Annotated in this window: 14 protein-coding genes and 1 tRNA gene; 11 read left to right on the top strand and 4 right to left on the bottom strand. The window is 34.9% G+C overall.

All coding sequences use genetic code 11. The annotated features are described in order from the left end of the window. The first annotated feature begins 88 nt into the window (after positions 1-88). A complete protein-coding gene (locus ACTWPF_RS12895) occupies positions 89-277 on the top strand; it encodes a hypothetical protein (protein WP_036573837.1) in 189 nt (62 codons plus the stop codon). Between the two features lie 13 nt (positions 278-290). Continuing rightward, positions 291-542, top strand: coding sequence for a spore coat protein (locus ACTWPF_RS12890; protein ID WP_036573835.1), 252 nt, complete (start codon positions 291-293; stop codon positions 540-542). 118 nt (positions 543-660) lie between these two features. On the opposite strand, the gene ACTWPF_RS12885 is transcribed toward ACTWPF_RS12890, so the two are convergent. After that, positions 661-1,152 carry a hypothetical protein gene (locus tag ACTWPF_RS12885; RefSeq protein ID WP_443149364.1) on the bottom strand — a complete coding sequence of 164 codons (492 nt, stop codon included), beginning with the start codon at positions 1,150-1,152 and terminating at the stop codon, positions 661-663. 287 nt (positions 1,153-1,439) lie between these two features. On the opposite strand from ACTWPF_RS12885, the gene ACTWPF_RS12880 reads away from it, so the two are divergent. From ACTWPF_RS12880 to ACTWPF_RS12860, 5 genes are all read left to right on the top strand, one after another. Continuing rightward, a tRNA-Val gene (locus ACTWPF_RS12880) sits at positions 1,440-1,512 on the top strand. A gap of 715 nt (positions 1,513-2,227) precedes the next feature. Then, positions 2,228-3,274, top strand: coding sequence for a ParA family protein (locus ACTWPF_RS12875; RefSeq protein ID WP_443149363.1), 1,047 nt, complete (start codon positions 2,228-2,230; stop codon positions 3,272-3,274). After that, on the top strand, positions 3,261-3,677 hold the full coding sequence (locus tag ACTWPF_RS12870; protein WP_443149362.1) for a hypothetical protein: 417 nt from the start codon (positions 3,261-3,263) through the stop codon (positions 3,675-3,677). The genes ACTWPF_RS12875 and ACTWPF_RS12870 overlap by 14 nt, the downstream gene beginning before the upstream one ends. After that, entirely contained in the window at positions 3,674-4,420 is a 747-nt protein-coding gene (locus ACTWPF_RS12865; RefSeq protein ID WP_443149361.1) for a hypothetical protein, read from the top strand. The genes ACTWPF_RS12870 and ACTWPF_RS12865 overlap by 4 nt, the downstream gene beginning before the upstream one ends. 370 nt (positions 4,421-4,790) lie before the next feature. Then, positions 4,791-5,228, top strand: coding sequence for a DnaA N-terminal domain-containing protein (locus ACTWPF_RS12860; protein WP_443149360.1), 438 nt, complete (start codon positions 4,791-4,793; stop codon positions 5,226-5,228). 13 nt (positions 5,229-5,241) lie between these two features. Here the strand turns inward: ACTWPF_RS12860 and ACTWPF_RS12855 are convergent, their stop codons facing one another. Continuing rightward, entirely contained in the window at positions 5,242-5,787 is a 546-nt protein-coding gene (locus tag ACTWPF_RS12855; RefSeq protein ID WP_443149359.1) for a GNAT family N-acetyltransferase, read from the bottom strand. A 749-nt stretch (positions 5,788-6,536) separates the two neighbouring features. On the opposite strand from ACTWPF_RS12855, the gene ACTWPF_RS12850 reads away from it, so the two are divergent. Genes ACTWPF_RS12850 through ACTWPF_RS12840 form a run of 3 tightly spaced genes read left to right on the top strand, consistent with a single transcriptional unit; the run spans position 6,537 to position 8,649 of the window. Then, the gene (locus tag ACTWPF_RS12850; RefSeq protein ID WP_443149358.1) at positions 6,537-6,869 is read left to right on the top strand and encodes an ArsR/SmtB family transcription factor; all 333 of its coding nucleotides are present in this window, start codon (positions 6,537-6,539) and stop codon (positions 6,867-6,869) included. 18 nt (positions 6,870-6,887) lie between these two features. Beyond that, positions 6,888-8,150, top strand: a complete 1,263-nt coding sequence (locus ACTWPF_RS12845) for an NAD(P)-binding domain-containing protein (RefSeq protein WP_443149357.1) — start codon at positions 6,888-6,890, stop codon at positions 8,148-8,150. A 7-nt stretch (positions 8,151-8,157) separates the two neighbouring features. After that, positions 8,158-8,649, top strand: coding sequence for a GNAT family N-acetyltransferase (locus ACTWPF_RS12840; RefSeq protein ID WP_443149356.1), 492 nt, complete (start codon positions 8,158-8,160; stop codon positions 8,647-8,649). A gap of 148 nt (positions 8,650-8,797) precedes the next feature. Here the strand turns inward: ACTWPF_RS12840 and ACTWPF_RS12835 are convergent, their stop codons facing one another. Then, entirely contained in the window at positions 8,798-9,118 is a 321-nt protein-coding gene (locus ACTWPF_RS12835) for a MazG nucleotide pyrophosphohydrolase domain-containing protein (RefSeq protein WP_443149355.1), read from the bottom strand. A 97-nt stretch (positions 9,119-9,215) separates the two neighbouring features. Between ACTWPF_RS12835 and ACTWPF_RS12830 the strand changes: the two genes are divergently transcribed. After that, positions 9,216-9,800: a TIGR00730 family Rossman fold protein gene (locus ACTWPF_RS12830; protein ID WP_443149354.1), complete on the top strand. Its 585-nt coding sequence runs from the start codon at positions 9,216-9,218 to the stop codon at positions 9,798-9,800. Positions 9,801-10,004: 204 nt separating this feature from the next. On the opposite strand, the gene ACTWPF_RS12825 is transcribed toward ACTWPF_RS12830, so the two are convergent. Continuing rightward, positions 10,005-10,742 (bottom strand): SDR family NAD(P)-dependent oxidoreductase, encoded by a 738-nt coding sequence (locus ACTWPF_RS12825; protein WP_443149353.1) that lies wholly within the window; start codon positions 10,740-10,742, stop codon positions 10,005-10,007. Positions 10,743-10,885: the final 143 nt, after the last annotated feature.

The raw sequence follows: 10,885 nt of genomic DNA, 5'->3' as shown, positions 1-10,885 counted from the left end.
ATGAACAGCTCAAGAGAAGGCTTTTTATGCATAGCCTTTTCAACGCTGGGAAAGATAGATGTGTATTTCCAAGAAAGGGGCAATCACAATGAATAACCAATTAACAGAACTCGAATTGGAAAATCTGCGTCACATTATCGGTGGGCATGGCATGATCGCAAATAAGCTTGAAGCTTATGCACAAAATTGTACGGACCCACAGCTAGTTTCCATCTTGCAACAAGATGCACAGGATGCAAAAGCAGCACAGCAAAAGCTTATGACATTTTTAGGATAGGGAGGAATTTTCCATGCTTTCAGAAAAAGATATCGTAAATGATTATTTGGCAGGATTAAATGCTAGTCTTACAGGGTATGCAGGGTATATTAGTGAATCAGACAATGAACAATTGCGCCAAACACTAATTCAACTACGTAACCAGGACGAACAGCGCCAACGCAACTTATATAATTATGCAAGCCAAAAAGGGTACTACCAACCAGCAGCACCAGCAAACCCTCAAGTCGTACAGCAAATCAAAAGCCAACTCACCCAACAATAGTAGGGAAGGGAGCGGGACAGCAGGAGGATGCTGTCCTGTTTTTCATTATTCAGGCGGGAGTTTGTAAGTCACCTCTCCTTGTGCATTCAAGAATTCTAACTTTGGCACATCATGTTCATCAATCACCATACACCATACGAATACGTTGATTTCCATTTTGGCCATTTAGATGTACGGTAACCTCTCCGTTTTTATTTTTCCCCATAAAAGCGCGCTCAGCATTACCCTTAAATAAATCCGCCAATTTTTCTTGCTGATTATCTGTATTGTTATCCCTCGTTTGAATATTTTCATATTCTTTAATTAGTTCAGGAAGTGGAGTAGAAGGGCGATCAAAAATAGAAAAACCATAATGTCGTTCTTCATTCTCTTCGACATACCTCATTTGTACTACCTGATCTTGTTTATATTGATCAAAGGTTAGAGAAGCAGAAACCGTTTCGTTACCATTCTTATCCTTACCATTTCCATAGATCAGTCCACCACATTCATCTCCATTTTGGTTATAAAACATTATGCCTGAGATAGGATTTTTTTGTCTGTGCCCGGGGAGAATATCTTCTCCATCCATAAGAACTGGTGGAATGTTATCTTGGTTGAAAAGCGACATTTTGACCTTGCCAGCAGGATCTACAATATATTTAATCGTTTGACATTTATTTCTTTAAAAGATTCTTTCTTGTTATTTGACATATATAGTACTCCTTCATTTTATAATTGGCATACTATAACCATTCTGGGTGAAGGCAGGGAAGTCCTCTATGTATCAGAATTCTTATTTAGAAAAAGCATAAAATATTCGGCTAGATTTGGTTGCGCGATAACTATCATGCTGCGCTATTCTTAGTATTGACAGATAGAAAGATCTTTTATATAGTAGATTTACTGCAAATACACGATTCCGTAGCTCAGCTGGGAGAGCGCTACCTTGACAGGGTAGAGGTCGTTGGTTCGAGCCCAATCGGAATCACTACTTGAAAGAAACGTTAATCCGATATATATCAATGGATTAGCGTTTTTTCTATATTTTCTGAAAGAAAATGATTTTCACCCATACGCATGAGTATGGGTGCATGGATATGTTGCAAATAGAGAAACGGGATATAGAGATCGTTCGTTGCTTCAATTAAGCGGTTATATTTTCGAAGTAAGTTCCTTGGATTGGCCAAACAACTAAATCAAACTCATTATTTACCGGATGATTCTTATGTTGGGCTAATACTTCATTGATTGTGTGTTCTAGCTGAGAATGGGTTAACAATGATCTATTAAATCATTTAAAGTTAGATATGGACCCATCATCTCCACTAAAAAACTTTAATAACCTAGGTAGAGATTTGACTTATTTACTGATCGATTAGATTCTATAAACAGAGAATTTCTACTACCTTCTCAAGAATTTTCCGGATTTTGTATGGTTAACCAACTTTTTAATAATGGTAATCGGGATAATGAATCTACTGAATCTACTTAAAAAAGAGTCGTCTAACAAGTTTTATAGCCTTAATCTATTCAAAATTATTTTAATACAATTAAATTGGAATTTTTGGTACTATGTATATAGTACTATTTTTTATTAGAAGAGATGACTTTTGAATTATAACAAAGGATAAAAATAATGTTTCTAAAAAAATCTACAATTATAGAGATGAATTAACTATAGTATTTAAAATAGGAGTGAGAAAATGCAGACTAGCACTGAGAAAGTTGATAAAGCTGTAATTATTTCTTTTATAAATTTAAAAGGAGGAGTAGGGAAAACTTCAACAGCTATAAATATTGCTGATGATTTTTCTAGAGAAGGTAATAACGTTTTAGTAATTGATATGGATCCTCAGTTTAATGCCACACAAGCATTGCTTAATCATCAGTATAGGCACCATAAAAAGGAAATAGATAAAGATTTACGAGATAGGGTTCGTGATGAACTTAAAGAGAAATTCGAGGAAGTAACAGACACAACTGCTCATGAAGCCGAAGATGAAGAATTAAATGTAGATGATAATTATAAAAAAGAAATATCTTCTCAGTTGTTATATAATGGATTAAAGGCAAAAAAAATGACAGTAAGAACATTATTTACTCAGGAAGGTATAGTTGAACCGTTAGAAAATCCCTCATTAGTTTATAGTTTAAAAAATAACCTAGACTTAATTCCTGGAGATTTAGATTTGTTTGAGTCTTTATCTGGTGATACAAGTGGAAAACACAATGTATTGGAAGATCATTTTGATATATACAATTTAAGAAAGGAATATGACTATATAATTATTGATTGTCCACCTAATTGGACAATTTTAACACAAGCTAGTTTGTTTGCTTCTGATTATTATATAATCCCGAGCAAAGTTGATTTATTCTCAAGTGTGGGTATCGGGTTATTAGAGAATTTAGTAGAATCGACATTTTATGAGAATAAATCAGGAATAAATAAAATGTATACTATCTATAGAAGAGATTTAAAACGAGAAAAAATTAAATCCTTAGGAGTTTTATTTACCTTAACTCATGAAATGCCTATTGCCAGTAAATTGAAAGAAAGACTCCAAAAGACAATACCTCAATCATTTTTTGAGACAGAGATACCATATCATTCATCAGTACCTCTAAAGTTTTCTTTGTACGATGAGAGTGGGACTAAGCATGAAGCTCTAAAAAATTCTATTTCAAGGGTTAGCTATGAAATTAAAAACAAGGTCTCACCCGTGGAGGAAGTTTATGAAAACAGTTGATGTAAAAAGAGATTTTATTAAAGAGTTGAGCGTAATTAACAAAAACAGGTTTACCCTTCAACAAACAAAAAGTTTGTTTTTGGGGCTTCTATTTGAATTGATCTCTAATAGACAAATTTTTGATAAAAACAAAGATATAAATGAATTTATAAAAGAAGTTTTTAAGAAGGAGTATAACGATTATGTATATAGAGGGAGGCCCTATTTGGCTTCAAGAGTACTTAAAGATATTTCTAAAGAATATGATTCTTTAAAGGTATCAGCCTCTATTAAACTAATTATCCTTTACTTAGAAGAAAAAGATGGTATTAATAATTATAAAGGTAGAAAAACATCAAGTGATTTAGAAGATGATGTTGTAGGCTGGTTTAATTCTATAAGTAAAGGAAAAGCTAAAAATTGAGTAATTTGAAAGATATTTTTGAAGATGAATTTACCAAAATAAAAAATATTGACGGTATTAAGGAACCATTTATTATAAATAATGAAAAAGAAATTAAACAGGTTTTCGGATATGTTTTTATAATTAACTACCTTAAAAATAAAGTTGAAACAAAGAAATACTTTAGTACAGAATTTAACATGACTTTTTCTTTGCTATTGGAATCAACTTATGCTCTTTTTAGTGGACAGTGTAGAAGTTCTTTGTTGTTATTAAGATCTGCACAAGAAGCAAATTATAAATTTGTCTTAGAACGAGAAAGACAAAATATGCTTGTTAATGACCCCTTATTAATATTCGAAGCAATAGATTATCGTTTTTTGGAAACTCGTAGAAAATTTCTTAGTGATTTGCATAATTGTGTCGACAAAACTGACTTCAAAGAATACTATAAATCCATTGAAAGAAACTTAACTTATTATAAACAGCTCAGCGGAGTTGTTCATTCCGGTTCGAAAAATTTGCCAGTAATGAGTGTTGAGTTCTTTTCCAATCTCTATGAAGATACAATTTTAGATAAAGATAAATTTTTTGATTTATTTTGTTCAGTCTTAAATGAGGTTTTTCTTCTGAATTTCTTTCTAGTTAGAGAAAGCTTAATTCATTGGGACTATTATGCTCTCTATGATTTATTAAGGATTGTATTGGGGAAAAAAAGATCTAATACGCTAATAGGGATTATCAAAAAGAATAAGGAAAATTAACATGCTAGTAGCAGAACTAACATATGATTATTTGATTGCTTTGATACACTTAACATTTCACTTCACAAAATTGCACGGATTTTCTAGAATCAATGGATTTAACAGAAACAGTTTGGATAAACATACGTTGGATCTCTGATTTATTGGACTAATAGATTTAATTTATGCAAAACTACATACTACTCGCTCTAGAGAGTTGACAGGGTAGAGGTCGTTGGTTCGAGCCCAATCGGAATCACTACTTGAAAGAAACGTTAATCCGTTATATATCAATGGATTAGCGTTTTTTTATATAGAAATACCTATTAAACAAATGGAGTAGTAGGAGATAGATAGTGAAGTTTAAGTATTTAACGATACGAACAGACAAGTGAAGATACACGCTGCTACCTTTTCTCATGGTACTACTGCTGATAGTAAACCAATAAATACATTAGAAGAAAGAACCTTTATTTTACCTGAAGGGACGTATCCATGGGTGAAAATGTGGGATTATGGTGAAGCAGGCCTTACCATCTTAGTTTCTCCTACATCTGACGATACTGAAGAAAATAAAATGGAAGATGCTCATAGATGGGGAAAAATATTAGAATTGATATCTAGTAATATCTCCTCTGATTCCTTTAAGGTTTGGTTTGCCCACACCAAAGCGAGCTTTTCAGAAAAAACACTCACCATTTACTGTGTAAATATATTTCAGCGGGATTGGATAAAGAGTCAATATCTAAACCTTATCGCTACAACGTTGATTGAGGTGATAGGGCAAGATTTAGAGATAATTGTTACAACAGAGAGTGAGGATTTATAAATTATCTCACTCTCTATGTATAACTCGAATTGAGTTTTACATAGTCAGATTTTAGCACTCCAAATACAATACTATCGGTCCACTCATCTTTATTCCAAAAGTCTTGTATAAAGTGAGCTTCTTTTCTCATTCCTACCCTTCTACATAATTTTTCAGATGCTATATTGCGTGCATCTAGGCTCGCTTGAATACGGTGAACATTTACAGTTTCAAATAAATAGTTTATCAGTGCCATAACAGCCTCTGTTGCATAACCTCCCCCCGCCACGGATTTTGAAAATGTATACCCAATTTCAACAGTATCTTTCATACCTGTGTACCAAACAGACAGATCTCCAATTACGTTTGATTCCACCAAGACCGCTAAATTCAAAGCACGTCCCTTTGTTAGTTGATTATTATTTAATTTCTTATTAAACTTCTGTTCTTTATCTTCATGAGTCCATTTGTCATGTAAGAGGTATCTGCACGTTGAAGCATCTTTAAAAATTTCATAGACCTCATTAAAATGATGCCTTTCAAATGGTTTAATTATTAGTCGTTCTGTTTCAATTTTCATTAGAACACTTCCTTAAGATAAAAATATCCAACACTACTCAAACGGAAGACTTTGATAAAGCTGTTTGAATCCAATGACTGCAGCTATAGATTCTATGGCTAAAATGGCAATAGTTATAGTTCCATCCGTTTCTAAGCTAGTATTATTAGATTGTAATCATATGTACGAATTAAAAATATTAAAGTTTCACTATTAAACAATCTTACCGAGTTATTTAAAGAGAACGATATAGTAATGTATTGTGGTACGAAGTGCCAGTTAGTGGAACATTAAATATAACAGTAGTTAACGCATTCAAATAACAGAAGGGTTATGTATTAAAATGTATTATTAACTATGAGACCTGTCCAATCTTTTTCTATCTATTTTCATATAGTGTTAGAAAGAAGGGAGGGTGATTTATTATGAGTAGTTGCAGTTCCTGTCAAAAGCATCAGAGTCATGAATGTGGGTGTCACAAAAAGCAAGGAAATAATGATGACAACTTTCTAAGAAATAGTTATTATGATCATCCATGGTTTCGTAGCACCGCTATTTGCTCTTGTCAAAAGAATAAGTATCATAGTTATTGTGATAGAGAGTACTAAAATAGTATTTTATTAGCCTCTTAAAGGGGGCTTCTTTTTTTGCCTTTTTTTATTATATTTGGTCGATCCTCTATAAAGGGAAGCATATCACTTTTAAATCAAATTATTTTGATATATGATATGAATGTAAATCAAAATAATTTGATGTAAGGAGTTGAGAATATGGAAACGAAAGATCTTAAGCTAAGTGATTATCAAGCTATCTTTAAAGCTTTAGCTGATACGAAGCGGTTAGAATTGCTTCAATTGCTGGCTGAATCACCAGATGAATCCAGTTGTGTTTGCGACTTAACCGATGCTTTCGAAATGGCACAGTCAAAGCTTTCCTACCATTTGAAAATTCTTCTAGATGCTGAGTTGATCACGAGAGAGAAGAAGGGGACATGGAATTATTATGGGCTGAATCCGTCAATGTTGAACCATATACTCTCAGAGGAGCTTTGTTGCTTATTCAGAGGTCCAGCAAAAAATAGTGAAAATAACTGTTCAAATTAAATCAAAGGGGTGCGTATTATGAGTAAACAATTACCTGTCGTAATTATTGGTGCCGGTCCTGTCGGTCTAGCAGCCGCTACACACTTAGTTGAATATAAAATACCTTTTAAGATTTTGGAAAAAGGAGAAACCGTTGGCAGTAACATCCTAGAATGGGGGCATGTACAATTATTTTCTCCTTGGGAGTACAATACGAATCAAGCAGCAATACAGTTATTGCAAGAAGCTGGCTGGCAACATCCTGATAAAGATAAGTTGCCAACAGGTAAAGAGTTAATAGAGGAATATCTTCAACCATTATCGGAATTACAAGTGATACAAGATAATTTGCAATACAATGCAGAAGTTATTTCAGTTACAAAAGATGGAGCTGACAAATTAAAATCTGATAGCCGAAACGAGAGGCCGTTTGTAGTCCATTTTAGAAATGGAGCTTCTTTAGGCATGACAAAAGCTTCAGCCATTATAGATACAAGTGGGTCTTGGCAAAATCCCAATCCGCCATTTGCCGATGGCGTATGGCTTGATTCTTCCCTAATAAAATCAGTTCATACAAATATTCCAGCAGTACAGCAAGAACCAGAAATCTTTAAAAATAAACATACGGTCGTAATCGGTGCTGGCCATTCCGCTTTAAACTCCCTAATGAATCTCGCGGAGTTGAAGGAAACTTATCCAGCTACAAAAATATCTTGGGTTTTAAGAAGAGAATCTCCTATATCTGCATTTGGAGGAGAGACTCTAGATCAGCTTGAAGCCCGCGGTGCTTTAGGGGCAAGTGTACACAGGCTTGTACAACAAGGAATTGTGGAAGTATTAGCTCCCTTTCATGTAGAGGGTATTAATTATGAGGGCTCTCACTATACACTTACCAGTAGAGAAGGTGAAGAGGTCTCCGTTGACGAACTCATCGTTAATACAGGTGCGCGCCCTGATTTTAATTTTCTTCGTGAAATAAGATATGCGGTTGATCCGGTAGTTGAAAGTACTCCGGCATTAGCACCTTTAATTGATCCAAACCTGCATAGCTGTGGAACAGTACGTCCTCATGGGGAAGAAGAGTTAAGACATCCAGAAGCTAATTTCTATATAGCGGGTGTGAAATCCTATGGTAGGGCACCAACATTCTTAATGACAACAGGATACGAGCAGGTTAGATCCATCGTCGCATCCATTGCTGGAGACGTTCAAGCAGCGAAACAGGTGAGATTAAAATTACCGGAAACAGGGGTTTGTAAGACAAATATTATTCCTAACAAGCAGCAAAATTGCTGTGGGTGATAAGGCTATGTCGTCCATTCAAGTGCGTGAGATGCATAGAAGCGATTGGGAACGTGTAAGGGACATTTACAAAATGGGGATTGAAGGTGGAATAGCTACTTTTGAAACCATGGTTCCTGACTGGGAAGAATGGAACAAGAGTAAATTAACGTACGGTAGGCTAGTTGCTGAAATAGAGGATAATGTGGCAGGATGGGTAGCACTAACTCCCTACTCTTCACGTCAAGTATATAAGGGTGTTGTTGAATTAGGTATATACGTAGACCCTGACTTTCAAGGAAAGGGAATTGGATCTGCATTAATTAAACCTCTACTAAAGATTTGTCAAAAAGAAGGAGTATGGACAATGCAAGCAGGGGTTTTCCCTGAGAACATTGCAAGTTTGGCTTTGCATCAAAGGTTTGGTTTTAACGTAGTTGGCAGAAGAGAGAAAATTGCACAGCTACATGGGGAATGGAAAGATGTCCTTCTGCTGGAAAAGAAAATTAAACTATACTAGTTTAGGTGAACTTGAGAGCTTGGGAAGGGGGGATAAAGGTTCCTCTCCCCAGCTTTGGTCCCCATTAGAGAAGTAGTCCCTTATCTTGATTTAGTCCTTTTGATAACGTAGTTAGATAGGAAAGGCAAACCATTTCCGTTATGTATACTTATTGATCAGCGTACCGTTTTGAAAGCTTCTCTTTATGAGATTTAAATACTTCTTCTAAAGAGATGTTATATTTATTGGCAATCACTATTACATTACCCAATACATCCCCTAATTCTTCTACTAACTCCTTTCTATTGTCTGAGAAAGAACCAGTTGTTTCATCTGGTCTATCCCTGGCAATCTCAAGTGCTCTTATGGCGCGAGCAACTTCTCCAGTTTCCTCTGCTAAAAAGCCAATTCGAATAAATATGTCTAGTTCTGACCAGCCCTTATTTTCATAGTAATCATTTACCCAATGTTGAAATTTTGTTACATCCACTTTTTCTCACTCCCTTGAATTTATTCTTGTAAAGTTTAACAAAATATTTATACTTTTGTATAATGTAAACGTTGAAGATGATAAGGGGGACGTAACAATGAAAAGTATAGCTGTGTTTTGTGGCTCTAGTGATGGAGCTTCTGATGTGTATATTGAAAGCGCCAGAAGGCTTGGTAAAGAACTAGCTAATCGTAAAATAACACTTGTATATGGCGGAGCAAGTGTCGGTGTTATGGGTGCTCTTGCAGACGCTGTCTTAGAACATGGTGGTAAAGTGATTGGGGTAATGCCTACTTTTTTAGAACAAAGAGAAATATCTCATAAAAGATTAACAGAATTGATCGTTGTCGGTTCTATGCATGAGAGAAAGGCAAAAATGGCAGAGCTTGCAGATGGATTTATCGTTTTACCTGGTGGACCTGGAACATTAGAAGAGTTCTTTGAAATTTTTACATGGACTCAACTAGGGCTTCATCAAAAGCCTTGTGGTCTGTTAAACATTAATCAATACTTTAATCCTCTTATTGAACTGTTTAATCACATGACAAACGAAAAATTTTTGCACGAAAAATATCGTTCTATAGCTATTGTAGAGGATGATCCTAAACGGTTACTTGAAAAATTTTACTCTTATGAGCCTCCAACTATAAAAACGTACATAACGGATGAAAAACAGACTTAAAAGCTAAACAACAGATCAAGTTATCAGCACTTGATCTGTTGTTAATCCTACAATATATGTTTGCTTTTAAACATCATGTATTGTGGTTTCAAATGGAAATCGCAATACATATATTTTTTGTTAAAGAAATAGAACTGTTAATTTTCCACAACAGGGGGGAAGTCCCCATTGTTTACCACATTTTTTATTTAGTTAAGGATCGGATTATTGTGCAGTATACCCACCATCGACAGTAAGGCTGTTACCTGTCATATATGAAGAATCATCGCTTGCTAAGAATAATACAGCTTTAGCCATTTCTTCTGCTTTTCCAAGTCGTTTCATCGGTGTAATGGAAGACAATTCTTTTTTGCTTTCCTCTGGAATGATAGGTGTGTCAATAAAACCAGGGCACAACGCATTAATGCGAATGTTTTTCTCTGCGTACTCAAGAGCCAGGGAGCGTGTTAGATTAATAACCCCAGCTTTTGCAGCGTTGTATGCTGCACTTCCTGGTGAACCGACCCAGCCATACATAGAAGCAGTATTTACAATGGTACCGCCACCACTTTCAAGCATTTCGCGGATTGCTTCACGCGCTACTAAAAATACACCGTCCAAGTCAACGTTTACTGTATTTCTCCATTCACTGTAATCTAAATCATGAGACGAGTGTACACGACCAATTCCCGCATTGTTGAATACGATGTCTACTTTACCGAACTTGTTAGTAGTTTCTTTAAAAACGTTTGCTACTTCTTCTTCACTTGTAATATTAGCTTTCACAAAAAGAGCTTCTGAACCCTGCGCTTGTAATTCTTCCTGGAATGCTTTTCCTTTTTCTTCATTTAAATCCACAAGTACAACCTTTGCACCTTCTGAAACAAATAATTTTGCTGTTGATGCACCTATCCCGGATGCACCCCCAGTAATTATTGCTACTCTATCTTGTAGTTTACCCATAACAGATTCCTCCAGTATAATAGAATTATAGAACGTATTAATTTATTGTTTACAAATTAATTCTAGTCTCTTATTATTCCTTAACCAATCATTATTTTTTTGATAAGTGTTGAATTAATAGACATTTTTTATAAAAGTGTCTT

Origin of the sequence: Oceanobacillus sp. M65, assembly GCF_052246275.1 — a bacterium.
Lineage (GTDB): Bacteria > Bacillota > Bacilli > Bacillales > Amphibacillaceae > Oceanobacillus_B > Oceanobacillus_B jordanicus.
The sequence above is the reverse complement of the archived record's forward strand: the minus strand, read 5'-3'. Positions and strand labels throughout refer to the sequence as shown.

Coding starts and splice junctions, on each gene's coding strand:
- ACTWPF_RS12855 (WP_443149359.1), bottom strand. CDS start 5,787: ATGAAAATTGAAACAGAACGACTAATAATTAAACCATTTGAAAGGCAT.
- ACTWPF_RS12890 (WP_036573835.1), top strand. CDS start 291: ATGCTTTCAGAAAAAGATATCGTAAATGATTATTTGGCAGGATTAAAT.
- ACTWPF_RS12870 (WP_443149362.1), top strand. CDS start 3,261: ATGAAAACAGTTGATGTAAAAAGAGATTTTATTAAAGAGTTGAGCGTA.
- ACTWPF_RS12845 (WP_443149357.1), top strand. CDS start 6,888: ATGAGTAAACAATTACCTGTCGTAATTATTGGTGCCGGTCCTGTCGGT.
- ACTWPF_RS12875 (WP_443149363.1), top strand. CDS start 2,228: ATGCAGACTAGCACTGAGAAAGTTGATAAAGCTGTAATTATTTCTTTT.
- ACTWPF_RS12830 (WP_443149354.1), top strand. CDS start 9,216: ATGAAAAGTATAGCTGTGTTTTGTGGCTCTAGTGATGGAGCTTCTGAT.
- ACTWPF_RS12840 (WP_443149356.1), top strand. CDS start 8,158: ATGTCGTCCATTCAAGTGCGTGAGATGCATAGAAGCGATTGGGAACGT.
- ACTWPF_RS12850 (WP_443149358.1), top strand. CDS start 6,537: ATGGAAACGAAAGATCTTAAGCTAAGTGATTATCAAGCTATCTTTAAA.
- ACTWPF_RS12885 (WP_443149364.1), bottom strand. CDS start 1,152: ATGTCGCTTTTCAACCAAGATAACATTCCACCAGTTCTTATGGATGGA.
- ACTWPF_RS12895 (WP_036573837.1), top strand. CDS start 89: ATGAATAACCAATTAACAGAACTCGAATTGGAAAATCTGCGTCACATT.
- ACTWPF_RS12825 (WP_443149353.1), bottom strand. CDS start 10,742: ATGGGTAAACTACAAGATAGAGTAGCAATAATTACTGGGGGTGCATCC.